Genomic DNA, 22,908 nt, shown 5'->3' on the forward strand with positions numbered 1-22,908 from the left:
GCCGAGCCAAGGGCCGGCCGTCCCGTCCCGTGGAGCGGCTGATGTTCTCGGCGGCAGCGCGCGACGCGGCGGTGGCGCGGCACATGCACCTGTTCCCGTCCCGCCTGATCGGCCCGCTGCGCTTCCTGAACCCCGTAGCCCTGGCCAAGGCGTCAGCCGTCGACCTCAAGCACCGCAGGACGGCGCCGCCCACCGCGCACCCGGCCCCCAGGCCGTGGACCGTCGAGCGGTAGGCTCGGTGCGCAACACGACGCGAGGGGGAGCGCAGTGGCGCGGGTTGCGGTGATCGGCGGCGGTATCGGCGGACTGGGGACGGCGCTCATGCTCGGCCGGCGGGGCCACGGGGTCACGTTGTTCGAGCAGGACGCGCGACAGGCCGGCGAGGACCCGGACCGCGACTTCTTCCACTGGGACCGGCCCCGGGTCCCGCAGGCCGTCCAGCCCCATTCGCTCCTCGCACCCGTGCGCACGGTGCTGCGCACCGAGATGCCCGATGTCTACGCCGACGTGCTGGCACGCGGCGCCCGGGAGTACCACGAGTTCGACTGGTTCGACGCGCATCCGCCCCACCGGGCCGGCGACGAGGACCTGGTGACCCTGCGCACCCGCCGCATCGTGCTGGAGGCCGCCTTGGCCGCGGCCGTGCGGCGGGAACGCACCGTCGAGGTCAGACGAGGCCACCGGGTGCGCGGCCTCGTCTTCGGGGAGGGCCGCCCCGCCCGGGTCACCGGCGTGCAGGCGGGCGACCGGACGCACCTCGCGGACCTCGTCGTCGACGCGTCCGGCCGTCGCTCGCCGGTGCCCGCCTGGCTGACCGCGGCCGGCTGCCGCCCGCCCGCGGTCGACAATCACCGCGCCGGGATCGCCTACCTGTGCCGCTGGTACCGCCTGCGGGCCGACGGCCCCCGAGACCCCGGGCGGGTGAAGACCGGCTCGGCCGCGCCGTTCGCGTTCGCCGGCGTCTTCCCTTCCGACAACGACACCTTCGCGGTGAACCTGGTGCTCTCCACGGGTGATCCGACCCGCGGCGCGCTCACCGACCCCGCCGTGTTCGAGGCCGTCGCGCGCTGCTTCCCCGCCACCGCCGCCTGGCTCGACCTGGCCCCCGAACCGCAGTCCGCCGTCCTCGCGATGGCCGGCCTGGACAACCGCTGGACCGCCCTCGCCGACGACGACGGACCCGTCGTCACGGGCCTGGTCAACGCCGGGGACAGCCTGATCCACACCAACCCCACCTCGGGCCACGGCGCGTCCTTCGCCCTGCTCGCCGCCCGGTACCTCGCCGCCCACGCCGACGGGATCTCCGCGGACCCCGCCGGCTACCACGCCTGGACGGCGCAGGCCCTGCGCCCCTGGTTCGACGCACAGGTGGCGGGCGACCGCGCCAACGAGCAACGGCTCGCCGAGAGCGCACCACCCCCGGACCGGCGGGCCGCCGCCGTGGGCGCCTGCGCCTTCGACGACCCCGTCGTCATGCGGGCCCGGGCCCGGGTGCGCCACCTCGTGAAGCCCGCCCACGAGGCCTACGGCACCGACGAAGTGGACCGGCACGTCACCGCCTGGCTGGCAGCCCGCCCCGCCTTCACCCCTGAGCACGACGGCCCGACCCGCGATCAGTGGGACGCACTCGTCCGAGGGTGAGGGCCGCGAGCCGGACGCCGTACGCGGGTCAGTGCTCCTGCCCGGTCCGGCCGGTCCGGCGCATCCGGTTCCGCCAGCGGATCCTCCACCGGGTGAGGAGTTCGCCAGGAGTGCGGGCCGGCGGCGTGCGCTCGGCCGGCCACTCCTGCCGGCGCGTGAGGGGAACGCTCGGCATGAGGTAGCGCAAGCCGTCCGTCTCCAGCGCGCACAGGGGTACGTCGTCAGGCTCGTCGGCATGGCCCACGCGGATGAGGAAGGGCTGCGGGGGGTCGGTGGGCAGCTCGCCCCGCAGGAAGGCGGCCGCGTGACGGGGCGTGCGGACGGACGCGACGGTCTTCCCGTCGACCAGCAGTTCCGTGAGCCGGCGCCGGACATCGCACAGGACGGTGATCGAGTGTCCGTCCTGATCGAGGTGATATCGGTGGTGGGGTGCCACACCAGCCTCCCCGGAAGCTCCTGTGACCAGCGTAGCCGCCCACCCCGGCCGGCCGGGTGGGTCACGGGGCGAGGTGTCAGGGGGTGAAGAGCACCTTGACCGCGCCGTCCTGCTTCTTCTGGAACATCTCGTAGGCCTGGGGCGCCTCGGCGAGGGGCAGCCGGTGGGTGGCGAAGTCCTCCACGCCGAGCGGGTCGCCGTCCGTGAGCAGCGGCAGCAGGTCGTCGACCCAGCGCCACACGTTGGCCTGGCCCATCCGCAGCTGGATCTGCTTGTCGAACATGGTCAGCAGCGGCAGCGGATCGGCCATACCGCCGTACACGCCCGACACGGAGATCGTGCCGCCCCGGCGTACGAGGTCGATGGCCAGGTGGAGCGCGGAGAGGCGGTCCACGCCGAAGCGCCGCATCAGCCTGGCGGCCAGGGCGTCCGGCAGCATCGTGGTCAGGTGCTGGGCTCCCTTGGACACGGGCGCGCCGTGGGCTTCCATGCCGACGGCGTCGATGACGGAGTCCGGGCCGCGCCCACCGGTCAGCGCCCGCACCGCGTCCGGGAGGTCCGCCCCGTACAGGTGCAGGTCGAGGGTGTGCACGCCGCGTGCGGCGGCGCGGCGCAGCCGGTCGGGGACGAGGTCGATGCCGATGACGAGCTCCGCCCCGCGGCGTGCGGCGATGCGGGTGGCCATGTCCCCGATCGGCCCCAGGCCGAGTACGGCGACGGTGCCGCCGGGTGGGATCGCGGCGTACTCCACGGCCTGCCAGGCCGTGGGCAGGACGTCGGAGAGGTAGACGAACCGGTCGTCGGGCCCGTCACCCGGCACGGGGATGGGCAGGGTGTTCCCGAACGGCACCCGGAGGTATTCGGCCTGGCCACCCGGGACCTGTCCGTAGAGCTTGGTGTAGCCGAACAGGGCGGCGCCGCTGCCTTGCTCGCGGACCTGCGTGGTCTCGCACTGGGAGTGCAGGCCCGTCCCGCACATGTGGCAGGTGCCGCAGGAGACGTTGAACGGGATGACGACGCGGTCGCCGGGCTTGACCCGGGTGACCTCGGGGCCTATCTCGGCCACGATGCCCATGGGCTCGTGGCCGAGGATGTCCCCGACGTCGAGGAAGGGCCCGAAGAGCTCGTAGAGGTGCAGATCGGAGCCACACAGGCCGGTGGTGGTGATCTTCACGATCACATCCGTGGGGTCCTTGATCGCGGGGTCGGGCACGGTGTCGAAGCGTACGTCGCGCTTCCCGTGCCAGGTCAGGGCCTTCATGGCAACTCCTGGGTCGGTGGAGTGCGGCTTTCCGGGCCGTCCGGGGCCACGGCCAGGCCCTGCGCATGCCCCCGCGAAGCGGGACAAAACACCTCCCCGCCTCGTCGGTCGGAGGCGGACGAGAGCCCGGGCGTGGCCGCCGTCACGGTACGGCGTCCCCACGGGTGATCAAGGCGGATCGGGGTAGCCGCTCGGCATGATCACTGTTGGGGTCGAGGAAGAGTACTTGTTGGTCGACCCGGTGACGCTGCTCCCCGCGCCGCTCGTGGACGACGTACGCGCCACGGCCGGCCTGGGCGCGGCGCCGATCGCCGACGCGCAGGAGGTGCAGGACGAGCTCCTGCAGGCCCAGATCGAAGTCGCCACGCCGGTGTGCGAGGCCCTGGAGGAGGTGGGGGGCCACCTTCTCCGGCTGCGCCACGCGGTCGCCTCCGCGGCCCAGGCCAACGGCTGCCGCATCGCCGCATCGGGCGCCGCACCGCTGAGGGACGCCGAACCGGTCCCCGTCACCGGCAGACCGAGGTACCTGAGGATGCACGGGGAGGCCCGGCAGCTGGTCGACGAGCAGCTGATCTGCGGTATGCACGTCCATGTCGGCATTCCCGACCGGGAGACCGGAGTCGCGGTCCTGAACCGCCTTCGCATCTGGCTCCCGACGCTGCTGGCGATGTCCGCGAACTCGCCCCTGTGGGACGGGCGGGCCACCGGCTTCGCCAGCTGGCGCACGATCATCTTCGGCCGCTGGCCGGTGAGCGGGCCGGTGCCCCGTTTCGCGGGATTCGCGGACTACGAGGCCCGGGCCGAGGCGCTGCTGGCATCGGGGGTGATAGCCGACAGGGGCCAGCTGTACTGGCAGGCGAGGCTTTCGGAGAACTATCCGACGGTCGAGGTGCGCTGCTGCGACGTGCAGCTCGACGCGGACGAGGCCGTCATGCTGGCCGGGATCGTCCGCGCCCTCGTCGCCACCGCGATAGCCGAGGAGAAGGCGGGAGTGGCCCCGGTCCACTGGCAGCCCGAGCTCCTGCAAGCGGCGACGTGGCACGCGGCCCGGCACGGGCTGAGCAGCACGCTGCTGGACCCGGACGGCCGGCCCCGCAGCAGCGGGGACGCGCTGTGCATGCTCCTTCGGCACATCGGGCCCGCCCTGGAGGAGTCCGGGGACCTCCGCGAGGTGAACTCGCTGGTGCACCGCCTGCTGCGCCGGGGCACGCCCGCGGACCGCCAGCGCCGCGCCTTCGCCGACGGCGGGCTTCCGGCCGTCACCGAGCTCATCACCGCCGAGGCCACCGCGCCGTGAGCCCCGGGCGCCGACCCGTGGAGGTTCCGCTCATGATCACCCCGTTTGACTTCAGCCCCAGGGCCGCCGTGGTCACCGGCTCGGACTCGGGAATCGGACGGGCCGTCGCGGTACGGCTCGCGCAGGCGGGCGCGGACATCGGCATCACCTGGCACCGCGACGAGCGGGGAGCGCGGGAGACCGCCGACGAGGTACGGGCCTGCGGCCGTCGCGCGGTCGTGGCCGAGCTCGACCTCACCCGCCTGCCGACCGCCGCGGACGTCATCGACATGCTGGCCGACGAGCTCGGAGGCATCGACGTCCTCGTCAACAACGCGGGCACCGGTACGGCGACGCCCTTCGTCGACCTCGAACTCGACACCGTACGGGAAGTCCTCGACATCAACCTGGTCGGCCCGCTGCTCTGCGGCCAGCGGGCCGCACGCCGGATGATCCGGCAGGGCCGCGGCGGCCGGATCGTCAACATCACCTCGGTGCACGAACACCAGCCGCGCGTGGGGGCGGCTCCGTACTGCGCGGCCAAGGGCGGCCTGGGCCTGCTGACCCAGGTGATGGCCCTCGAACTGGCCGAGCACGGCATCACCGTCAACGCCGTCGCCCCCGGGGAGATCGCCACCCCCATGACCGGCCAGGAGGACCGGGACGTCCGCGACGAGGCCAGGCCGGGCATCCCGGCCGGCCGCCCCGGCGACGCGCGGGAGGTGGCGGCCGTGGTCGCCTTCCTCGCGGGCCCGGACTCCTCGTACGTGACCGGGGCGTCCTGGGCGGTCGACGGGGGCATGCTGCGGATGGGGCCCATGGCGGGATCGCACATGGACCACCACGACTGGCGTCGCCCCTGACCTGCGGCCCCACGCGGTGCGACGGCGTACGCGCGCCTACCCGCGGACAAGGGCTGGGCGGCCAGGACGGACACCGCTGAGGGCGGAAAGACGGTCCGCGTCCGCGTCCCCGCTGGTCCCTGGGGCCCCGAGCCCCTGGCCTGATCCCTACATGTGGGGCTGGTTGTAGTACCGGGCGAACTGCTCCAGATAGCCGGGTCCGCCGCCGTACTTGGCTTCGTCGAATGCGGGGGCGTTCTTGATCTCTTCCCTGCTCCGGTCGACGTAGACCTTCTGCTCGGCCGCGTCGATGCGCGTGATGGTGCCGGCCGGAAGCAGGACGTGCTTGCCGAAGATCCAGACACCGGTGTCGACGACGAGGTGTGAGGTGCCGACGTCCTCCGAATGCTTGTCGATCTTCCCGATGCTGCCGTCGGTGGCCTCGACCTTGTAGCCGACGAGGTCGATCCCCATCCGGTATCCGGCGTTCGGGTGGTAGCCCCAGATGCCTTCCTCGCTCATGGCCCGTGCCCTTCCGTGCGCCTGTGCCGCGGGGCGACGGCCCGGGCGGATGAACGGACTGCGCCCGGCCCGCCCGCGTCGTCCTTTCCCCTGCGCCTCCCCGGAAATGCCCGGCCCACGCACGGCGCGGGCTCAGGCCGGGTGCCCGGGTGTGAGGTCCTGGACGTCGCCGAGGAGCAGCAGCGGCGGCCGCGTGGGGCCGGGCGGGCTCTGCTCGACGGGCGAGAGCAGGAATCCGACGTGGTCGCCGCCGTCGATCAGCTCCTCGATCCGCCCCACGAACCAGGCGCACGCGTCATCCAGGAGCGGCGAGGCCCCGTGGGGCGAAGGCCGCCAGGCGATGTCCGCGAACTTGTCGACGTCGTCGTCGCCGGTCCGGCTCCCGAAGAGGTCCGCCGTCCGCTTCTGGTCCTTGCGCAGCGTGTGCACCGCCAGGTGGGACGCCTGCCGTGCGATCCGGTACGTACGGTTGGCCTTGGAGAGCCACACCATGAAGCGGGGCGGGTCGATCGAGCACTGGGAGGCGAAGCCCACCAGGCAGCCGGCCCGCTGGTCCCCGGCCGCCGTCGTCACCACGTACATCGGATAGTCGAGCACCTCGGTGAACGCATCCAGCTTTCCCACGATCAGCCCCTGCCTCCGCACTGCTGCGGCGTCCGTACGACGTTGTTGCGCACCGCGGGTCCGGCCCGGTGCGACCGGGGCGCAGAGCGGCGCGGGAGCGGGTCGCATCCCGGGAGGACCTGCGTCGTTGAATTTCAGGTCCTGGCCCGCTATGGAAACGAGATCCGCGTGAGCAGCCCGACCAACCTGTCACAAGAAGGCGTTGATGCCCTGCGACACCTGAGGGGCAGGCGCGAGGTCAATACCGTGATCCTGCGCCACAGGGACACTCCTCAGGCGCTGGCAGTGGAGCTGGAGGGCAACCTGACCCATGACGAGCTGCTCCAGGCCTTGCCGTCGGACGAGGCGCGCCTGGTCGTCCACGAGCTGTCCTTCGCCACGCGGGAGGGCATGCGCAGGCACGAAACGCTGTTGATCTTGTGGGTGCCGGTGGGCGCCGCCGGCCGCGAGGAGGAGTCCTACACGGTCGGCTATACCGCCCTGAAGGAACTCCTCGGGGACGTTCACGTCCACCTCACGGCCAGGCGGCCGGACCAGCTGGACTACCGAAGGCTGGTCGCCCTCGCTGGATGAGGACTCCGGCCGGCGCGGGGCGGCCGCCGGAATACCGGCGGCCGCCCCGCTCGTGCCGCGTGCGGCCGGCTGGCCGGAGGCGGGTCAGACCTCCCCGCGCCATGCCCCGGTGGCCGAGCCGCGGTCCTCGATGAAGTGCTTGAAGCGCTTCAGGTCGCCCTTGACCTGCCGGTCGACGAAACCGAGCTTGTCGCCGATGTTCTCCGCCATCCCCTCCGGGTCGAAGTCCATCATCAGCGTGACCCGCGTGTGAGAGGGGTCGATGGGCTGGAAGGTCACCAGGCCCGACTGCTCGCTCTCGCCACCGACGGTCACCCAGGCCACCTTGGTGTCCGGAATCTGCTCGGTGATCTCCGCGTCGAACTCCCGCTCCACACCACTGACCTTCGTCACCCAGTGCGTGAGCGTGTCCGTGCGCTGCTCGATCCGCTCGACGCCGTCCATGAACTGCGGGAACGACTCGAACTGTGTCCACTGGTCGTACGCGGTCCGGACGGGTACGTCGACCTCGATGGACTCCTTGACCTGCGACATACTGACCTCCTGGTCGTGCGGGGAGCCCGGCTCGGCCGGTGCGGCCGGCTCGGGCAGAGCACGTCATGGGTGCCCCTCGCGGCCTCGCCTGCCCCGCTCGCCGACCGTCATTCACCGAAGGGGCCGTCCTGCTGGGCCGTCCGGCTGGCAGCGCTCGCGCGGGGCCGCGGGCCGTCCGTCAGGTGTGGATGCGGCTGTTGACGCCGTCGTGGCTGTCGGCGTGCTCGTCGTCGAACCAGTGGTCCCCGGTCGCGAGGTAGCGGAAGGAGTGGGCGCTGTGGGAGGGCAGCGCGACGGTCGCGGCGCGGGTGCCGTCGCCGCGGGACTCCAGGGGGGGGGCGGCGGGGTTCCAGTGGTTGAAGTCGCCGACGACGCTGACCGGCCCGTCCGGGGTGTGCTCGGGGAGGATGAACGTGACGTGGGTACGGCCCTTGAGCCGCTTGCGTTCGAGCATGGAAGTCTCCAGCCGGGAGGAAACGGGATCGAGCCCGGGCATCTTCGCGCGCCGGTGGCCCCGGCGCCGCGGTACGCGGCCGTGGGCCGGGCACGGGTCACCCGGGCGGACTCCGTTTCCCCCCTGCTTCCCCCCCCGCTCCCGCCCACGCGGCCGTCAGGGTGAGCGCCGGGGGCGCACCCGGCCCCGCCTCATTCGGCGGGGCCGGGCCGCGGCCCGGTCAGACGGCGGCCGGGAACCGGTCCCAGGCCCGGTGCTCGCCCAGCGCCGTCGCGAGCGCGTCCACGACGGCGGCGCCGCTGTCGGAGACGGCGACGCCCGGTTCCGCCGTCGTGATCCCGGCGCTCTCGAGGAGCCGCTCCGCGCCGTTCCAGCCGCCGATGGCCTTGCCGTGCCGGTACGCCTCGGTGACGAGCAGCAGTACGCGCGGGTCGGGGGCCTTGGGGGGCAGGGCGGTGCCGGCCTTGGCATCGCGGGCGCCGTACGCGTCCGCGCCGGCCTGGGGCACCCCGGCCAGCACGAGCGCGTCGAACTCCACGGACCGGGCGGTGGCGAAGGTCCGCTGAATGCCGATCGGATCGCCGCCCGAGTCGAGGGTGCCGCCCGTCGGGGCGATGACGAGGGGCACCATGCCGGCGTCCAGGACGGCCTGCCGGGCCGTCCTCACGCCGTCCAGGTCGGCCGCTGCGTCCGCGATGATGCCGATCACACGGCCGTCGACCGGCCAGGTCCCGCCCACCTGGGAGAGCGCGGGGCTGGGATCGGCCGTCACGAGCGACACGGAGGCGGCGGGGGCCGGCAGGCCCAGGCCCGCGGCGACCTGTTCGCACAGCTGTGGATCGATGTTCGCCAGGACCTGCAGGGTGCGTTCCTTGACGGCCTGCTCGTAGCACTTGTTCAGTTCGAACGTGTAGGCGGCGACGATGTGCTCGCGCTCGGTCGGGGTCATGCTGAGCCAGAACAGGCGCGGCTGCGAGAAGTGGTCCGCGAACGAGGCGGGCGCCTCACGGACCTTGCTCGCCGCGGGGACCTGCACGGGCGTCTCGATGAAGGCGCCCGTGTCGGCTCCGGCGAGGAAGGGACAGCCGCCGTCGAGGCTGTTGGGCCGGTACGGGGCGACGCCCGTGTGGACGGCGGTCTGGTGCATCCCGTCACGGAGCATGTCGTTGACGGGGGCGTGCGGCCGGTTGATGGGGATCTGCGCGAAGTTGGGGCCGCCGAGCCGGCTGATCTGCGTGTCGAGGTAGGAGAAGAGCCGGCCTGCGAGCAGCGGGTCGTCGGTGACGTCGATGCCCGGGACCAGGTGACCGGGGTGGAAGGCGACCTGCTCCGTCTCGGCGAAGTAGTTCTTGGTGTTGGCGTTCAGAGTCATCAGACCGATCGGCTGAACGGGGGAGAGCTCCTCGGGAACGATCTTGGTGGGGTCGAGGAGGTCGATGCCCTCGAAGGTCTGCTCCGGGGTGTCGGGGAAGACCTGGATGCCCAGCTCCCACTGCGGGAAGGCACCGGACTCGATGGCGTCGAACAGGTCCCGGCGGTGGAAGTCGGGGTCGACACCCGCGATCATCTGCGCTTCCTCCCAGACCAGGGAGTGCACGCCCAGCTTCGGCTTCCAGTGGAACTTCACCAGCACGCTCTCGTCGGCCGCGTTGACGAGGCGGAAGGTGTGGACGCCGAAGCCCTCCATCATCCGGTAGGAGCGGGGGATGCCCCGGTCGGACATGTTCCAGAGCGTGTGGTGGGTGGCTTCGGTGTGCAGGGACACGAAGTCCCAGAAGGTGTCGTGCGCGCTCTGCGCCTGCGGGATCTCGCGGTCCGGATGCGGCTTGCCGGCGTGGATGATGTCGGGGAACTTGATCGCGTCCTGGATGAAGAACACCGGGATGTTGTTCCCGACCAGGTCGAAGACGCCCTCGTCGGTGTAGAACTTCGTCGCGAACCCGCGGGTGTCGCGCACCGTGTCGGCCGAGCCGCGCGAGCCGAGGACCGTGGAGAACCGTACGAACACGGGCGTCTCCACGTCCTTGGCGAGGAACGCGGCCTTGGACACCTCGCCGGCCGTGCCGTAACCCTGGAAGACGCCGTGCGCGGCGGCGCCGCGCGCGTGGACGACCCGCTCCGGGATCCGCTCGTGGTCGAAGTGGGTGATCTTCTCGCGGAGATGGTGGTCCTGGAGCAGCACCGGGCCGCGCGCTCCGGCCTTCAGGGAGTGATCCGTGTCGGGCAGCCGCGTGCCCTGGGCTGTCGTGAGGTATGCGCCGCTCTGCGCCACGCGTGCCTGGTCCGCGCCCGTCGGCTGTCCGGTCGGGCCGACCGTGTCGGGGCCGTCCTGGTCGGGCTTCGGGGGAAGGGGCTCCGTGGGCTCCGTGGGCTCGGCCACGGACGGCGACTGCGGGCCGGGCTTGCCCGGGATCTCGTTCTCGGGGATGTCGGCCACTGACTGCTTCTTCGTCGTCATGAACGTTCTCCTTGGTACCGCCGGCATGGCGGGCTGGGCGAAAAGAACAGGGGGCGCGATCCGCTCGCCGCGGTCAGCGCAGCGGCTGGCCGCCGGTGGCGTTGACGATCTCCCCGGTGATGTAGCCGGCCTGGGGCGAGGCCAGGAACACGAAGGCGGGCGCCATCTCCGCCGGCTGGGCCGGCCGGCCCAGGGGCGACTGCTCGCCGAACTCCGTCGGGTCCGGCATCGTCGCGGGGATCAGCGGCGTCCACACGGGGCCGGGTGCGACGGCGTTGACGCGGATGCCGCGCTCGGCGACCATCTGCGCCAGTCCGTGGGTGAACGAGATGATCGCCGACTTCGTCATCGCGTAGTCGAGCAGGTGGGGGCTGGGCTGGTAGCCCTGCACGGAGGTCGTGTTGATGACCGAGCCGCCGCGCGGCATGTGGGCGAGGGCCGCGCGGGTCAGCCAGAACATCCCGTACAGGTTTGTCTTCATCACCCGGTCGAACTGCTCCGTGGTGATCGCCTCGATCCCGTCGGGCTGGGACATCTGGTAAGCGGCGTTGTTGACGAGGATGTCGACCCGGTCCAGCTCGCTCACGGCCCGGTCGATGAGCGCCGTGCACTGGGCCTCGTCGCGGATGTCGCAGGGGACGGGTACGGCCTTGCGCCCCGCCTCGCGGACCAGGCGGGCGGTCTCCTCGGCCTCGTCCGTCTCTTCGGGCAGATGGGTGAAGACGACGTCGGCGCCCTCCCGGGCGAAGGCCAGGCACACGGCCCTGCCGATCCCCGAATCGCCGCCCGTGACCACGGCCGCCCGGTCGAGGAGTGCGTCGTGCCCCTGGTAGGAGTCCTCACCGTGGTCCGGCCGCGGATCCATCTCCTCGGTCGAGCCGGGGTGGTCCTGCTCCTGGTCGGGGAACGGGGGGCGCGGGTAGCGGGTGACGGGGTCGGGATCGCGGGGTGCTTCCTTGGATGACATGTACCTCTCCGGTGCAAAATGCGCTGTTCTGCGGGGTGGGACGGTGGGCCGGGTCCGCCAGGCACGTCGCGGCCTTGAGGCGGCGGGCGAGGTGCGCGGTGTCCGTGCCGAGCCGGGCCGCGTCGAGCCGCTCCATGCGTGACAGCGCGGAGCGGAATGTGACGGTGGGGATCCATGGTGTCCGGCTACCCGCACATCCGTCTTTGATATCGAAAGCGGCGCCATTCATCCCCTTTGGCTCAGTCCGTCAAGCCGCGAAGGCCTTCTCACCCCCGCCACAGCCGCGGACGACAGCTCCGGAGGCGGCAGGCACGACCGCGAGCGGCTCGCGGCCGTGCATGAAATCGGCGTTCCGAAGCATGTGCGGCCTATGGAATGCGTGGTGTACGAGGAGAAGTCGGGCCGGTCGGAGACGGTCGAGTGCGGCCTGGACGACGAGGCGTGCCGACTGGTGCTGAAGCGGCTGCGAGGGCTGGGCGACGGCGAATTCGGCTGGGTGCGCCTGGTCGACCCGGCCGAGGAGGAGGTCGTGCAGCTCGCCGCCGAGCTGGGCCTGCACCCCCTGGCCGTCGAGGACGCCGTGCAGGCGCGCCAGCGGCCGAAACGGGAGCGCTTCGGCGAGGTGCTGGCCGTCGCGCTGAAGACCCTCTGGTACGTAGAGGAGGAAGCGGCCGTCGAGACGGGGGAGTTGATGCTCTTCGTCGGCCCCCGTTACATCCTCACCGTCCGACACGGACAGGCGGACCCGACGGCCGAGGCGGCCCGCCGGCTGGAGACCGACCCGTCGATGCTGCGCTTCGGCCCCCTGGCGGTGCTCCACGCGGTCCTCGACGTCGTCGTCGACGCCTACAGCGAGGCCGCCGAGACGGTGCGCGCCGCGCTCGACCGGCTGGAGGACCGCGTCTTCTCGTCCTCGCGCGTCGACCACACCGAGGACATCTACTCGCTGAAACGCGAGGTCCGCGAGTTCCGGGACGCCGTACAACCCCTCGTCCCGGTCCTGCCCGGCCTGCTGGGCGGTCTGAGCGAGGTGGACCGCCCCGCGAAGGTCCTGCCGTACTTCCGCGACGTGGCCGATCATCTGAACCGCACCGACACCGAGGTGCGCACCCTCGACGAGCTGCTCAACTCGGTCCTCGACGCCCAGCAGGCCCGGGTGGGCACCTGGCAGAACGACGACATGCGGCGCATCTCCGCCTGGGCCGCGATCTTCGCGGTACCGACCATGGTCGCGGGCGTCTACGGGATGAACTTCGAGCACATGCCGGAACTCGGCTGGAGCTACGGCTACCCCCTCGCCGTAGGCCTCATGGCAGCGGCATCGGGCTTCCTCTACCGATCCTTCCGCCGCAACGGCTGGCTCTGAGAACGTTTACCGGCTCCGTACGGGCATGAGTGGCGCTCGGCTGGAAAGCCGCCCGGTATGACGCCCCCACCGAACCAAGACCACGGCCGCGACCGGGAACACGACCAGACGGACGACCAGACGAAGCGGAACGCCGACGCGGGTCCGAGCGAGCAGGTCGAGGAGCGGGCTCCTGACCAGCCCTCGGACCTGCCCGCACGCTCCTGGAAGGCGGTCCTGCGCGGCACGGTCAAGGAGTTCCAGAACGACGAGCTGGGCGATCGCGCAGCGGCCCTGACCTACTACGGCGTGCTCGCGCTCTTCCCCGCCCTCCTGGTCCTCATCTCCCTGCTGGGACTGGCCGGACCGTCGACGATCGAGCGGCTGCTGGACAACGTGCAGCAGCTGACGCCCGGGGCCGCCCGGGACGTGATCACGAACGCGGTCGAGCAACTGCAGGGCCACAGCGGCATCGGGTCCCTGATGGCGATCGTCGGCCTCGTGGTGGCGCTGTGGTCCGCGTCCGGCTACGTGGCGGCGTTCATCCGCTCCGCGAACGCCGTATACGACGTGCCCGAGGGCCGCCCGGTGTGGAAAGTGCTGCCGCTGCGCGTGGCACTCACCGTGACGCTGATGGTCCTCGCCTGCGCCGGCGGGCTGATCGTCGTCTTCACCGGAGGACTGGCACGGCGGGCGGGCACCGCCCTGGGGATCGGCGACAGCGCGCTGACGGTGTGGTCGATCGCGAAATGGCCGGTGCTGGTGCTCCTCGTCACGATGATGATCGCGCTCCTGTACTGGGCGGCGCCCAACGCCAAGGGCCGCGGGTTCAGGTGGGTGACACCGGGCAGTCTGCTGGCCCTGCTGATCTGGATGATCGCCTCGGGCGGATTCGCCTTCTACGTCGCGAACTTCGGCTCCTACAACAAGACGTACGGCACGATCGCCGGTGTGATCGTCTTCCTGATCTGGTTGTGGATCACCAACCTCGCGATCCTCCTCGGGCTGGAGTTCGACGCGGAGCTGGCCCGCCAGCGTGCGATCGCCGGCGGCCTCCCCGAGGACCAGGAACCGTACGTCGAGCCCCGCGAAACCCGTGCCTGGAGCGACGAGGACCGCCGCCGTATGGAGCAGTGATCGCGATGGACACCCGTAAGCCCGCCGAATGCGGGTAGGCGCCATCCATGATTCCTACCGAAATTCTCGCGGCCGAAGCCCAAGGATCGCTTTTCCTCATCCTCGCCGGCGTGGCGGTGGTCGTCCTTCTGCTCGGCGCGTTCTGGTACGGCAGCCGCCGCAGCGCACGGCGCAAGGCCCCGGCCCAGCCGGCCGACCAGAATCCCGTGGCGCGTGGGCGTGAGGACTCCTGGCAGACGCCGGACGACAGCACCAGCGGCCAGGGGCCGCGCGCGTGAGCCCACAGGCCCCGACTTCGGTCGGACGGCGTCGAAAACCGATCGTGGAGATCGATCGCGAAGATCGGCGAGAAACGCGGATGGGACGCTTCGCCGGGGGCAGTCGCACGATGTCGATCACATTCCCCAGGTCCGCCCGGCGGGCCGCGTTCGAATCCGGAGGTGCGCGGTGACCAGTACGGCTCTGTCCCTGCCCCCGCTGACAGCCGGCCTGATGGCCCTGCCGGGCGTCTACCAGCCCCAGTCGGACACCCTGCTCCTCGCCGAAGCGCTCGCCCAGGAGAAGCTCGGGCCGCGCACCGACGCTCTGGAGATCGGTACGGGTACCGGCGCCCTGGCCCTGCACGCCGCGGGCAGAGGCGCCCGGGTCACCGCGGTGGACGTCTCGTGGCGCGCCGTGGTCACGGCGCGGTTGAACTCCCTGCGCCGCCGGCTGCCCCTGCGCGTCCTGCACGGCGACTTCGAGGAACGCACCGCCGGGCGCCGCTTCGACCTGGTCGTCACGAATCCGCCGTACGTCCCCGCCCCGGGGGCCGGGCTCCCGTCGCACGGCCCGGAACGGGCCTGGGACGCCGGCCCCGACGGGCGCGGCGTCATCGACCGGATCTGCGCGAGCGCCCCGGCCCTGCTGCGTCCCGGGGGCGTCCTGCTCATGGTGCACTCGGGCATGTGCGGGGCGGAGGAGACCCTCGAGCGCCTGGCCGGTGGAGGGCTGGCCGCCGAGGTCACCGCGCGGGCCTCCGTGCCGTGGGGCCCCGTCCTGCGCTCGCGGCGGCAGTGGCTGGAGCAGCAGGGTCTGGCGGCGGAAGCCGAGGAATGGGAAGAGTTGGTGATCATCCGTGCCGAGTCCGACTGACAGCCGCCCGCGCCCGGCCGCCGCGAAGGCGGCGCACACCGGCCGGGCGACCGTGCAACCGCAGGGACCGGCCCTGGTCGAAGGGCGGGGTGAACTGTCCGGCGCCGTGACCCAGGCCCTGCGGTCCGGCGGCCCGCCGGTGTACGCCACGGCGTCCGTGCTGAAGGCGGACCCGTGGGGTGAGGACCTCCAGCTCGCGCTGTACCTGCTGTACGAGCTGCACTACCGGGGCTTCGACGGGGTGGACGACGCGCGGGAATGGGACCCGGAGCTGCTGCGGCTGCGGCAAGCCCTGGAGACCCGCTTCCTGCACGCCCTGCGCGCCGAGCTGCCCGACGCGCCCGGATCGGTCGAGGAGGCCTTCGCCCCGCTCCTCGTCGAGCCCGTGGACCTCTCCGGCAGCCTCAGCCACCGCCTCGCGACCGAGGGCGAGCTCTGGCAGCTGCGCGAGTACGCGGCCCTGCGCTCCCTCTACCACCTCAAGGAGGCGGACCCGCACGCCTGGGTCATCCCCCGGCTCACGGGGCGGGCCAAGGCCGCCATGGTCGCCATCGAGTACGACGAGTTCGGCGCCGGCCGCGCCGACCGCATCCACGCACGGCTCTTCGCCGACCTCATGGGCGATCTGGAGCTCGATCCCGCGTACGGCCGCTACCTGGACCAGGCACCGGCCCCCCTGCTGGCCACCGTCAACCTGATGTCCCTGTTCGGGCTCCACCGGGCCCTGCGCGGCGCTCTCGTCGGCCACTTCGCGTGCGTCGAGGTCACCTCGTCACCCGGCTCCCGCCGCCTGGTGAAGGCGATGCGGCGCTGTGGAGCGGGGCCCGCCGCCGAGCACTTCTACGCCGAGCACGTCGAAGCCGACGCCGTCCACGAACAACTCGTACGGCACGAGGTGATCGGCGGGCTGCTGGCCGACGAGCCGGACCTGGAGGCGGACATCGCCTTCGGCTGCGCGGCGACCGTCCTGCTGGAGGACCGCCTCGCGAACCACATCCGCGGGGCATGGGAGCAGGGGCGCAGCGCGTTGCGTGCGCCCCTGCCGGGGGACTGAGCGGGAGCGGCTCCGTCAGCGGGGCGCGGCCCGGTTGCCGAACCAATGACCGCGGCGGCGGGGTGCGTCGGCCACCGGAGCACGGGTGTCGGCCGCGGTTCGGGGGTCGTCAGCGGGGACGTCGTCACGTTGCTTGAGCGGATCGTCGTGCTGCTCGTGGTCGTGGTCGTGGTCGTGGTCGCGATCGTGGTCGCGGTCGTGGTCGATGGCGGCCACGGCCGCGGCCTCACGGCGTGAGGTGTTCAGTTCCCGTCGGGCCCGCGCCGAGCGGACGGCCGAACGGCGGGCGCCGAGCATGACCAGGGTCAGGCCCAGGAGGGCCACCGCTCCGACGATCATTCCGCTCAGGAAGAGAGAGCCGGTCGAACCCGTGGCGTGGTAGCCGAAAACCGAGAAGTCACCGCCGGCGCCGAGTTCGTGTCCCGCACCGGTATTGCCGAATATTCCGGCCAATCCGACGACGAGGGCGGCGATCAGAATGATGAGTCCGAGGATGAGGATCATGAAATGTCTCCTTGGATCCGCGCCCGGACAAGGCGCCGGGCACGGCTGGCGCCTACCCTGGTTGTGAACCGTCAAGCGAAAACGGAGGACCTCACATGCTCGTCCTCGGCATCATTCTTCTCATCGTCGGATTCGTGACGGGAATTTCGATCCTGTGGACCATCGGGATCGTTCTGCTCGTCATCGGCGCCATTCTCTGGATCCTGGGAGCGGCCGGTCACGCCGTCGGCGGTCGCCGCCACTACTGGTAGCGCCGTTCAGGGAACCCGCAGGGCCAGTACGACGACGTCGTCTCCCGGTTCGGGGGTCGTCCGCCTGCTGGTGATGCGGCGGAGCAGGTCGGCCATCGGACGGTCCCCGTGGCGGGCGAACAGGGCCGCGAGTTGTGCGATCGACGCATCGATGTCGCGGCCCCGGCGCTCGATGAGGCCGTCGGTGTAGAGCAACAGCGTGGAGCCCGCAGGCAGGTCCCGCTGGTGCTCGGTGCGCCGGAACCGCCCGAGGCCCGGGTGCAGGAGGAGGTCGTGCTCCACCAGGCTGGTCACCCGGCCGTCCGGGGTGCGCAGCAGCGGCGGCGGGTGGCCGGCGTTGGACCAGGTCAGCCTCCAGTCGGGTCCGCCGTCGGCCAGGTCCAGGCGGGCGTGGACCAGTGTGCCGCCGGCCTCGATCGGCAGGGCCGAGCACGCCGCTTCCAGGGCGTGCAGAGCGGCGGCCGGGCTGTACGGGGGTGGTCCAGCGTGGCCTGTCGCAGCATGCTGCGGACCTGGCCCATCACGGTCGCGGCGTGCATGTCGTGACCCGTGATGTCACCCACTGTGATCATGAGGGCCGCGGGCTCGCCGGGTGAAGCCGGGGGCAGGTGGTAGGCGTCGTACCAGTCCCCGCCGATCATCTCGCCGTCCGCCGCCGGCTGGTACACGGCGCTCAACTCGATGTGGTCGGTGCGGGGCAGGTCGGTGAGCATGGCCTCCTGCAACTGCCGGGCCACGGAGATCCGCTCGTCCAGGTACAGGGCGCGCTCCACCGCCTGGGCCACGTAGCCGGCCGCCGCGGTGAGCGTGGCCCGCTCGGTGACTCCCACCTCGTGCCGCTTTGCCCAGCAGATCGCGAGGACGCCCAGCAGGGAGCGGCTGCCCCACAGCGGCAAACAGAACACCGTGGTGAAGCCCATGCGGTCGAAGAAGCCGACCGCCTCGGGGCCGTAGTCGGCGACCAGCGCCTCCCGGTCGGGTACGAAGACGGCGCGCCGCTCCCGCATGGCCCGGGTGCTCGGGAACGCCGCGGTCACCGGCAGGGTGAGGAACTTCCGTTCCACCGAGAGCGCGAAGTCCGGGTCGGGCACCCGGTGCAGCTCGTCCTTGTCGGCGACCAGCAGGCCCGCGTACGAGGGCTTGCCGACGCCGACGAAAAGGTCCCGCAGCCGCCGCCGGACGTCGTCCAGCCCGGACGTCTGGGCCAGCTCCTCCGACGCCCTCAGCAGCAGTTCGGCATGGTCCAGTCCCGCCTGGGCCTCCTGCTCCAGGCGCTGCGCGTCGCTCCGGGCCCGCTCGGCGGCGGCCCGCGCGGTCCGCAGGACCTGCTGTGCGGACCGGCTGTGCGCCGACAGGATGCGCAGGCGCAGCTCGGCGGAGCAGACCGCGGCCAGGTCCTCCAGGTCGGAGAGCTCGCCCTCGTCCCACGTCCGCGGCCGGTGGTCGAGGGCGCACAGGGAGCCCAGGACGAGCCCTTCGCCGTCGGTCAGCGGCATTCCGGCGTACGCGACGGCCCCGAGGTCCGCGATGGCCGGGTGGGTGCGCAGCTGGTCGTCGGCGCGGGTGTCGGGCAGGACCAGAGGCTGACCGGAGACCGCCACACGGCGGCACAACGCGTGCGACAGCGGCAGCTCCCGGGTCCCCGCCCAGGGCTCGGGCAGTCCGATCATGCCGGGCAGGACCTGCCGGTCGTCCTCGACGAGCGAGACGAAGGCCACCGGAACGCGGAGCAGTCGTGAGACGAGCCGGGCGAACCGGTCCATCCCGGGATCGGAGGTCGCCGAAAGACCGGCCAGTCTCAGAGCCCGCTGTGGTGCGCTGCCCGGATCCGCTCCGGATTCCTGGCCCTGTTCCGCCATCTGCCCTCCGGTCCGCCGCGTCCCTCCGGTCCGCGTCCCGAGGCTCGCAACCGCATCCTAGAGCAGCGGGTAGCCGCTCGGGCGGGATCGCCGGCCCGCGCACCCGTGCGCAGGCCGGTCCGCGGGCCGGGTCACATGGGGTCCATCGTGCCGCTGCCCCTGCCGTTCTCGGCCTCGCTCTTCTGCCGGATCCGCAGGGCCTTGTCCGTCAGACGCTGCCGCTCCGCCGGATCGGTGGCGTGCTGTGCCGCCTGCTCCAGCTCCTGGGCCTTGTCGCGCATCTGCTGGGCTCGTTCGCTCGGTTGGCTGTCGCCGCTCATGATCACTCCTCGGGTTCGGGGATACGGGTCTCCGAGGCGAACAGCGGGAGGTCAGGCCCGCCACCGCGGCCTCAGGGTCCGGCACGTACCCGGCCCCGGCGTCGCGAAACGCACTGATCTGAGCTCGTACGGCCAGGAGCCGACGCGACCACTTGCGCGGACGGTGGGACGATGGCATGAGCAGCGGTAGGGGCGCCCGTACCCGCGCGCCCATCGTGAGACAGACAGCAGGCGAGGCCATGACGAAGCAGCCGAAGCCGTCCCAGCCCACCCACGGCAAGGGTCCGAGTCGCTACGAGGGCACCAAGCAGCACGGGTGGTCGCCGGACGTGGACGAGACCCGTCAGCAGGACAACCCCAGTGCCCACCGTTCCTTCCATCCGGACGAGTACGCCCCGGACAAGGGGCCCGGTCGGACGGTGTCCAAGGAAGAAGCCGGAAACCCGCACGGCAAGCCGGTGAAGAGCCGGAGCACGCGCGGGGAGGACCAGAGCAAGGGCTCCGAGGAGAAGGGCATGCACGACACGGGCCGCCGTGGCCGGTCGCAGCGTCCCAGCGGCACGAAGGACGCCTCGGCCTCGACGGGAGTGGACCCCCAGGACCCGCCGGGCAAGCGCGGCGGCGGTTAGGGCGCTCCCCCTCCGGCACGCGCTCGGCACACCCGGCCCGAGCGCGTGCCGGGCAAGGGGAGCGGTCAGTTGGCCCGTGGCTCCTTCGCGGCGGCGGGACCGGGGTGGGGGCGGGGCGGCGGTGCGTCGGCGTCGTCCAGGGGGAGGGCGGCTCCGGTGCGTATGGAGTGGATGACCGCGTCGTGCAGGGCTCGGCTCGCGGTCTCGCTGGGGCACGGGACGGGACTTCCCGCGAGGGGGAGCCAGTCGGACGCCCCGCTGTACTGGACCGTGACGTGGGCCAGGCCGTCGGCCTCGATCCAGGTGGTGTGAACGTCGAGTTCACCGGTGAGGACGGGGCCCGCCTCACCGGTCTGTACCCCGTTGCGCCCGGCGAAGATCCCGGGGGTGGTCCATGATGCCCAGCTCATCCGGCCTCCTGCTGCACTCGTGGTCCTGCCAGTGTGACCGCGTCGGCCCCCGCGCGCCCCCGCAGGCCGCGAGCGCCCCGTCCGCCCGGTTCCGAAGGGGTATTCGCGGAGGTATTCCCGGGTGCATACTCATGCCATGGCAGACACCACCGTAAAGATCGACTCGGAGACGCGGGACCGCTTCGCCACCCTGGCCGCCGCTCGAGGCAAGAGCATGCGGGCCTATCTCGCGGAGCTGGCCATCGAGGAGGAGAACCAGCTCGCCCTCGGCAGGGCCACCGCCGCGTTTCGCGAAGCCGTCGGCCGCCCGGGCATCGCCGACGCCTTCGATGCCGAGTTCGGCGGTCCGCCCCCGTCCACGAAGACGCACCGCGCGGCCTGATCTCGGATCGGCTGCTGCCGCTCCTGCGGCCGCTGCCGGCGAGGAGTGGCCGCTCCACGGACCGGGACGGCGGCCGGGTGCTGTCGGAGAGGGGTGGGGGCTGGCGCGCACGGGGTGGGGCGCCAGCCCCCTGGCAGGGCCGCCGGACGGGGGGCGTTTCGGCGGCCGTGGTGTGCTGGACCCGCGGTGCGGCTGGGGCAGCTGCGCACGGCGGGCAGTGGTTGAACTCCAAAGCACGCCTGGGTCGGTGCGCGCCGGGGGGTGGATGGAAGCCGCCACCGCCTCCTCCGCGCGCGTCCGCCGGGCGTGACAGAGCCCGGCCGGGTGACTACGGGCCCGGCCGGGCTCTGCGTGTGCGGGGTGCCGCGCGTTGCTCAGAAGTCGTCGTCGCGCCGGTCGCGTCCGCCGTGGAGCGGGTCTTCCTCTCGGCCCCGCTTGATCTCCTCGGGGCTCTTGCCGCCACGGGAGGGCGTGCCGGGCTCGGGGTGCACCGGGTCCTGGCCGGGCCCTCGGGGGCGCTGCTGCTCCTCGCGACCCTTGCCCGGCTCCTGGCGCTTGTCCTTCATACCGCCCATGACGGCGACTCCTTGCTGCGTGGGGTGGGAATGCCTCTCGACCACGCTCACACGCAGCGTGACGACTCGCACCATTTCCGCTACGGATCGTGGCGTTCGGGTGACGTCGCCGGGGACGAGTCCACTGACGTCGGGCCTGCCCGTGCTCGTGCGGCCGGGTACCGCGATCCGCTCAATGCGTACGGGTGTGGTGGTCCAGCAGGCGGGTGAGCAACCCCAGGAACTGGTCGCGCTCGGCCGGGTCCAGCGGCGCGAGCAGTTCGTCGTGCAGGTCGTCCAGGACCTCGTCGAGGCGGCACAGGTGACGGCGGCCCCGGGGGGAGAGGGTGATGATGTTGCGGCGCCGGTCGTCGGGATCCGGTGCCCGCGCGACGAGGTCGCGCTCGGCCAGTTCGTTGAGCACGCCGACCATGTCGCTGCGGTAGATGCCCGTACGCCCGCTCAGCTCCGCCTGGCTGCCCGGCCCGAGATCCTGCAGCGAGGCAAGCACGGCGTAGTGCCACTTGCGGGCGTCGGCCCGGGCCGCCAAGCCATCGGTGATCAGCCGGTCCGACCGGGTGGTCAGCTGCGACAGCAGCCGGCTGGCGCGCCGGCGCAGCCTGTCGGGCGTCGTGGGCGCGCCGGCGTCGCGTCTGTCCGCGGCTTCGTCTCTGATCATGGTGCCCATCCTAGCCATTGTGTTAGTCAGACTAACGATATACGTTCGCCGGTGTCGAACGCCACTGCGACAGAAGCCTGTTGCGTGAACCCCACGAAAGGGAGCCCTTGCCCACCAAGACCCTGCACATCCCCACCTCGGACGGCCGGGCCGACGCCTTCGCCGCCTTCCCCGACGGCGGCGGGCGCCACCCGGGCGTGCTGCTGTACCCCGACGCCTTCGGCCCGAGGCCCGAGCTGGAGAAGAAGGCCCGCGAACTGGCCGGGCACGGCTACTACGTGCTCGTGCCCAACCTGTACTACCGGCACGGCCCCGCACCGGTGGTCGAACTGCCCGAACACATCGGAGCCGAGGCCCGGCCCGCGCTCTTCGAACGGCTGATACCGCTGGTCCAGGCGCACACCACCGAACAAGTCCTGCGCGACGCCGACGCCTACCTCCGCTTCCTCACGGTCCAACCGGAGGTCAGCGCGGGCCCGGTCGCCACGATGGGCTACTGCCTGGGCGCCGCCCTGGCGATGCGCACCGCGACGGCCCACCCCGACCGGGTCGCCGCCGTCGCCGGGTTCCACCCGGGCTTCCTGGTCACCGACGCGCCCGACAGCCCGCACCGCCTGGTCTCCGAGCTCACCGCCCAGGTCCACCTCGGCCTCGCCGAAGGGGACCTGACGCCCGAGGCCATCGGCGAGCTCAACAAGGCCTTCGACGCGGCGGGCATCGGTTACACCACCGAGGTCTACCCCGGCACCGTCCACGGCTTCACCATGTCCGACACCGACGCCTTCGACCCCGCGGCGCTGCAGCGCCACTGGGACCGCCTGCTACCCCTGCTGGCCCGCACCCTGGCCAACACCTGACGCTCGAAGCCGCCGACCGCGGGTCACCGCGGCTTCGGCCGGGCGGGAACGGGCCTCCCTCCAGTGCAGCAAGAGCGCCATGGTGCTCGAGTACGTCTCTGGTGAAGGCCGCGCGCCGGAACGAACCCATGGCTCCGTCGCCGTCACACAGGTCCCCGACAGCCCGGCAACCACTCGGATCATCGTGGGGGATCCCAAGGTGCGC

General features: G+C 72.1%; 29 protein-coding genes. 14 read left to right on the forward strand and 15 right to left on the reverse strand.

What is annotated here, in order from left to right; all coding sequences use genetic code 11:
• The first annotated feature begins 41 nt into the window (after positions 1–41).
• Together BGK67_RS31470 and BGK67_RS31475 are read left to right on the forward strand one after the other, a co-directional pair.
• On the forward strand, positions 42–233 hold the full coding sequence (locus BGK67_RS31470; RefSeq protein WP_069923242.1) for a hypothetical protein: 192 nt from the start codon (positions 42–44) through the stop codon (positions 231–233).
• A gap of 34 nt (positions 234–267) precedes the next feature.
• A complete protein-coding gene (locus tag BGK67_RS31475) occupies positions 268–1,641 on the forward strand; it encodes an NAD(P)/FAD-dependent oxidoreductase (RefSeq protein ID WP_069923243.1) in 1,374 nt (457 codons plus the stop codon).
• Between the two features lie 28 nt (positions 1,642–1,669).
• Here the strand turns inward: BGK67_RS31475 and BGK67_RS31480 are convergent, their stop codons facing one another.
• Positions 1,670–2,077 (reverse strand): hypothetical protein, encoded by a 408-nt coding sequence (locus tag BGK67_RS31480; protein ID WP_069923244.1) that lies wholly within the window; start codon positions 2,075–2,077, stop codon positions 1,670–1,672.
• 76 nt (positions 2,078–2,153) lie between these two features.
• A complete protein-coding gene (locus BGK67_RS31485) occupies positions 2,154–3,338 on the reverse strand; it encodes a zinc-dependent alcohol dehydrogenase (protein WP_069923245.1) in 1,185 nt (394 codons plus the stop codon).
• Between the two features lie 196 nt (positions 3,339–3,534).
• Between BGK67_RS31485 and BGK67_RS31490 the strand changes: the two genes are divergently transcribed.
• Positions 3,535–4,635: a carboxylate-amine ligase gene (locus tag BGK67_RS31490; RefSeq protein ID WP_069923246.1), complete on the forward strand. Its 1,101-nt coding sequence runs from the start codon at positions 3,535–3,537 to the stop codon at positions 4,633–4,635.
• A 32-nt stretch (positions 4,636–4,667) separates the two neighbouring features.
• Positions 4,668–5,477 carry an SDR family oxidoreductase gene (locus BGK67_RS31495; RefSeq protein WP_069923247.1) on the forward strand — a complete coding sequence of 270 codons (810 nt, stop codon included), beginning with the start codon at positions 4,668–4,670 and terminating at the stop codon, positions 5,475–5,477.
• Positions 5,478–5,624: 147 nt separating this feature from the next.
• Here the strand turns inward: BGK67_RS31495 and BGK67_RS31500 are convergent, their stop codons facing one another.
• Both BGK67_RS31500 and BGK67_RS31505 read right to left on the reverse strand, forming a co-directional pair.
• Positions 5,625–5,978, reverse strand: a complete 354-nt coding sequence (locus BGK67_RS31500; protein ID WP_069923248.1) for a PRC-barrel domain-containing protein — start codon at positions 5,976–5,978, stop codon at positions 5,625–5,627.
• A 132-nt stretch (positions 5,979–6,110) separates the two neighbouring features.
• A complete protein-coding gene (locus BGK67_RS31505) occupies positions 6,111–6,602 on the reverse strand; it encodes a flavin reductase family protein (protein ID WP_244291372.1) in 492 nt (163 codons plus the stop codon).
• A gap of 168 nt (positions 6,603–6,770) precedes the next feature.
• Between BGK67_RS31505 and BGK67_RS31510 the strand changes: the two genes are divergently transcribed.
• Positions 6,771–7,175 carry a cofilin family protein gene (locus tag BGK67_RS31510; RefSeq protein WP_069923250.1) on the forward strand — a complete coding sequence of 135 codons (405 nt, stop codon included), beginning with the start codon at positions 6,771–6,773 and terminating at the stop codon, positions 7,173–7,175.
• 84 nt (positions 7,176–7,259) lie between these two features.
• Here BGK67_RS31510 and BGK67_RS31515 read toward each other — a convergent pair whose 3' ends face one another.
• The 4 genes from BGK67_RS31515 to BGK67_RS31530 all read right to left on the reverse strand — a co-directional run bounded on the left by BGK67_RS31515 (position 7,260) and on the right by BGK67_RS31530 (position 11,588).
• The gene (locus BGK67_RS31515) at positions 7,260–7,709 is read right to left on the reverse strand and encodes an SRPBCC family protein (RefSeq protein ID WP_069923251.1); all 450 of its coding nucleotides are present in this window, start codon (positions 7,707–7,709) and stop codon (positions 7,260–7,262) included.
• A gap of 178 nt (positions 7,710–7,887) precedes the next feature.
• On the reverse strand, positions 7,888–8,163 hold the full coding sequence (locus BGK67_RS31520) for an isoamylase early set domain-containing protein (protein ID WP_069923252.1): 276 nt from the start codon (positions 8,161–8,163) through the stop codon (positions 7,888–7,890).
• A 220-nt stretch (positions 8,164–8,383) separates the two neighbouring features.
• Entirely contained in the window at positions 8,384–10,621 is a 2,238-nt protein-coding gene (locus BGK67_RS31525) for a catalase (protein WP_244291373.1), read from the reverse strand.
• A gap of 73 nt (positions 10,622–10,694) precedes the next feature.
• Positions 10,695–11,588 carry an SDR family oxidoreductase gene (locus BGK67_RS31530; protein ID WP_069923254.1) on the reverse strand — a complete coding sequence of 298 codons (894 nt, stop codon included), beginning with the start codon at positions 11,586–11,588 and terminating at the stop codon, positions 10,695–10,697.
• Between the two features lie 370 nt (positions 11,589–11,958).
• Here BGK67_RS31530 and BGK67_RS31535 point away from each other — a divergent pair, with 370 nt between their 5' ends.
• From BGK67_RS31535 to BGK67_RS31555, 5 genes are all read left to right on the forward strand, one after another.
• Complete coding sequence (locus BGK67_RS31535; RefSeq protein ID WP_069923255.1) at positions 11,959–12,954, forward strand: magnesium and cobalt transport protein CorA; 996 nt, start codon at positions 11,959–11,961, stop codon at positions 12,952–12,954.
• Between the two features lie 57 nt (positions 12,955–13,011).
• Complete coding sequence (locus tag BGK67_RS31540; RefSeq protein WP_069923256.1) at positions 13,012–14,070, forward strand: YihY/virulence factor BrkB family protein; 1,059 nt, start codon at positions 13,012–13,014, stop codon at positions 14,068–14,070.
• 47 nt (positions 14,071–14,117) lie between these two features.
• Positions 14,118–14,348 (forward strand): DUF6479 family protein, encoded by a 231-nt coding sequence (locus tag BGK67_RS31545; protein ID WP_069923257.1) that lies wholly within the window; start codon positions 14,118–14,120, stop codon positions 14,346–14,348.
• Positions 14,349–14,562: 214 nt separating this feature from the next.
• Positions 14,563–15,204, forward strand: coding sequence for a HemK2/MTQ2 family protein methyltransferase (locus tag BGK67_RS31550; RefSeq protein WP_069924253.1), 642 nt, complete (start codon positions 14,563–14,565; stop codon positions 15,202–15,204).
• A 52-nt stretch (positions 15,205–15,256) separates the two neighbouring features.
• On the forward strand, positions 15,257–16,258 hold the full coding sequence (locus BGK67_RS31555) for an iron-containing redox enzyme family protein (RefSeq protein WP_069924254.1): 1,002 nt from the start codon (positions 15,257–15,259) through the stop codon (positions 16,256–16,258).
• Positions 16,259–16,273: 15 nt separating this feature from the next.
• On the opposite strand, the gene BGK67_RS31560 is transcribed toward BGK67_RS31555, so the two are convergent.
• Positions 16,274–16,762 carry a hypothetical protein gene (locus BGK67_RS31560; RefSeq protein WP_069923258.1) on the reverse strand — a complete coding sequence of 163 codons (489 nt, stop codon included), beginning with the start codon at positions 16,760–16,762 and terminating at the stop codon, positions 16,274–16,276.
• 95 nt (positions 16,763–16,857) lie between these two features.
• Between BGK67_RS31560 and BGK67_RS39150 the strand changes: the two genes are divergently transcribed.
• A complete protein-coding gene (locus BGK67_RS39150; protein ID WP_167739611.1) occupies positions 16,858–17,013 on the forward strand; it encodes a DUF6131 family protein in 156 nt (51 codons plus the stop codon).
• 6 nt (positions 17,014–17,019) lie between these two features.
• Here BGK67_RS39150 and BGK67_RS40825 read toward each other — a convergent pair whose 3' ends face one another.
• The 3 genes from BGK67_RS40825 to BGK67_RS31570 form a co-directional block, all read right to left on the reverse strand.
• Entirely contained in the window at positions 17,020–17,466 is a 447-nt protein-coding gene (locus tag BGK67_RS40825) for a PP2C family protein-serine/threonine phosphatase (protein WP_347878460.1), read from the reverse strand.
• A complete protein-coding gene (locus BGK67_RS31565) occupies positions 17,361–18,776 on the reverse strand; it encodes a GAF domain-containing protein (protein WP_279628717.1) in 1,416 nt (471 codons plus the stop codon). Before BGK67_RS31565 ends, BGK67_RS40825 begins: the two co-directional genes overlap by 106 nt.
• Before the next feature lie 227 nt (positions 18,777–19,003).
• Positions 19,004–19,192, reverse strand: a complete 189-nt coding sequence (locus BGK67_RS31570; protein ID WP_069923259.1) for a DUF6381 family protein — start codon at positions 19,190–19,192, stop codon at positions 19,004–19,006.
• Positions 19,193–19,431: 239 nt separating this feature from the next.
• On the opposite strand from BGK67_RS31570, the gene BGK67_RS31575 reads away from it, so the two are divergent.
• Positions 19,432–19,821, forward strand: a complete 390-nt coding sequence (locus BGK67_RS31575) for a hypothetical protein (RefSeq protein ID WP_069923260.1) — start codon at positions 19,432–19,434, stop codon at positions 19,819–19,821.
• Between the two features lie 65 nt (positions 19,822–19,886).
• Here the strand turns inward: BGK67_RS31575 and BGK67_RS31580 are convergent, their stop codons facing one another.
• Entirely contained in the window at positions 19,887–20,231 is a 345-nt protein-coding gene (locus BGK67_RS31580; protein WP_069923261.1) for a hypothetical protein, read from the reverse strand.
• A gap of 136 nt (positions 20,232–20,367) precedes the next feature.
• On the opposite strand from BGK67_RS31580, the gene BGK67_RS31585 reads away from it, so the two are divergent.
• Positions 20,368–20,613, forward strand: a complete 246-nt coding sequence (locus BGK67_RS31585) for an antitoxin MazE7 (RefSeq protein ID WP_069923262.1) — start codon at positions 20,368–20,370, stop codon at positions 20,611–20,613.
• Positions 20,614–20,987: 374 nt separating this feature from the next.
• Here the strand turns inward: BGK67_RS31585 and BGK67_RS31590 are convergent, their stop codons facing one another.
• Positions 20,988–21,188 carry a hypothetical protein gene (locus tag BGK67_RS31590; RefSeq protein WP_069923263.1) on the reverse strand — a complete coding sequence of 67 codons (201 nt, stop codon included), beginning with the start codon at positions 21,186–21,188 and terminating at the stop codon, positions 20,988–20,990.
• A 172-nt stretch (positions 21,189–21,360) separates the two neighbouring features.
• Positions 21,361–21,846 (reverse strand): MarR family winged helix-turn-helix transcriptional regulator, encoded by a 486-nt coding sequence (locus BGK67_RS31595; protein WP_069924255.1) that lies wholly within the window; start codon positions 21,844–21,846, stop codon positions 21,361–21,363.
• A gap of 107 nt (positions 21,847–21,953) precedes the next feature.
• On the opposite strand from BGK67_RS31595, the gene BGK67_RS31600 reads away from it, so the two are divergent.
• Positions 21,954–22,703 (forward strand): dienelactone hydrolase family protein, encoded by a 750-nt coding sequence (locus BGK67_RS31600; protein WP_069923264.1) that lies wholly within the window; start codon positions 21,954–21,956, stop codon positions 22,701–22,703.
• Positions 22,704–22,908 lie beyond the last annotated feature (205 nt).

Origin of the sequence: Streptomyces subrutilus, assembly GCF_001746425.1 — a bacterium.
GTDB lineage: Bacteria > Actinomycetota > Actinomycetes > Streptomycetales > Streptomycetaceae > Streptomyces > Streptomyces subrutilus_A.

Coding starts and splice junctions, on each gene's coding strand:
- BGK67_RS31470 (WP_069923242.1), top strand. CDS start 42: ATGTTCTCGGCGGCAGCGCGCGACGCGGCGGTGGCGCGGCACATGCAC.
- BGK67_RS31485 (WP_069923245.1), bottom strand. CDS start 3,338: ATGAAGGCCCTGACCTGGCACGGGAAGCGCGACGTACGCTTCGACACC.
- BGK67_RS31490 (WP_069923246.1), top strand. CDS start 3,535: ATGATCACTGTTGGGGTCGAGGAAGAGTACTTGTTGGTCGACCCGGTG.
- BGK67_RS31495 (WP_069923247.1), top strand. CDS start 4,668: ATGATCACCCCGTTTGACTTCAGCCCCAGGGCCGCCGTGGTCACCGGC.
- BGK67_RS31500 (WP_069923248.1), bottom strand. CDS start 5,978: ATGAGCGAGGAAGGCATCTGGGGCTACCACCCGAACGCCGGATACCGG.
- BGK67_RS31515 (WP_069923251.1), bottom strand. CDS start 7,709: ATGTCGCAGGTCAAGGAGTCCATCGAGGTCGACGTACCCGTCCGGACC.
- BGK67_RS31520 (WP_069923252.1), bottom strand. CDS start 8,163: ATGCTCGAACGCAAGCGGCTCAAGGGCCGTACCCACGTCACGTTCATC.
- BGK67_RS31525 (WP_244291373.1), bottom strand. CDS start 10,621: ATGACGACGAAGAAGCAGTCAGTGGCCGACATCCCCGAGAACGAGATC.
- BGK67_RS31530 (WP_069923254.1), bottom strand. CDS start 11,588: ATGTCATCCAAGGAAGCACCCCGCGATCCCGACCCCGTCACCCGCTAC.
- BGK67_RS31535 (WP_069923255.1), top strand. CDS start 11,959: ATGGAATGCGTGGTGTACGAGGAGAAGTCGGGCCGGTCGGAGACGGTC.
- BGK67_RS31540 (WP_069923256.1), top strand. CDS start 13,012: ATGACGCCCCCACCGAACCAAGACCACGGCCGCGACCGGGAACACGAC.
- BGK67_RS31545 (WP_069923257.1), top strand. CDS start 14,118: ATGATTCCTACCGAAATTCTCGCGGCCGAAGCCCAAGGATCGCTTTTC.
- BGK67_RS31550 (WP_069924253.1), top strand. CDS start 14,563: ATGGCCCTGCCGGGCGTCTACCAGCCCCAGTCGGACACCCTGCTCCTC.
- BGK67_RS31560 (WP_069923258.1), bottom strand. CDS start 16,762: ATGATCCTCATCCTCGGACTCATCATTCTGATCGCCGCCCTCGTCGTC.
- BGK67_RS39150 (WP_167739611.1), top strand. CDS start 16,858: ATGCTCGTCCTCGGCATCATTCTTCTCATCGTCGGATTCGTGACGGGA.
- BGK67_RS31565 (WP_279628717.1), bottom strand. CDS start 18,776: ATGGACCGGTTCGCCCGGCTCGTCTCACGACTGCTCCGCGTTCCGGTG.
- BGK67_RS31570 (WP_069923259.1), bottom strand. CDS start 19,192: ATGAGCGGCGACAGCCAACCGAGCGAACGAGCCCAGCAGATGCGCGAC.
- BGK67_RS31575 (WP_069923260.1), top strand. CDS start 19,432: ATGACGAAGCAGCCGAAGCCGTCCCAGCCCACCCACGGCAAGGGTCCG.
- BGK67_RS31580 (WP_069923261.1), bottom strand. CDS start 20,231: ATGAGCTGGGCATCATGGACCACCCCCGGGATCTTCGCCGGGCGCAAC.
- BGK67_RS31585 (WP_069923262.1), top strand. CDS start 20,368: ATGGCAGACACCACCGTAAAGATCGACTCGGAGACGCGGGACCGCTTC.
- BGK67_RS31590 (WP_069923263.1), bottom strand. CDS start 21,188: ATGGGCGGTATGAAGGACAAGCGCCAGGAGCCGGGCAAGGGTCGCGAG.
- BGK67_RS31595 (WP_069924255.1), bottom strand. CDS start 21,846: ATGATCAGAGACGAAGCCGCGGACAGACGCGACGCCGGCGCGCCCACG.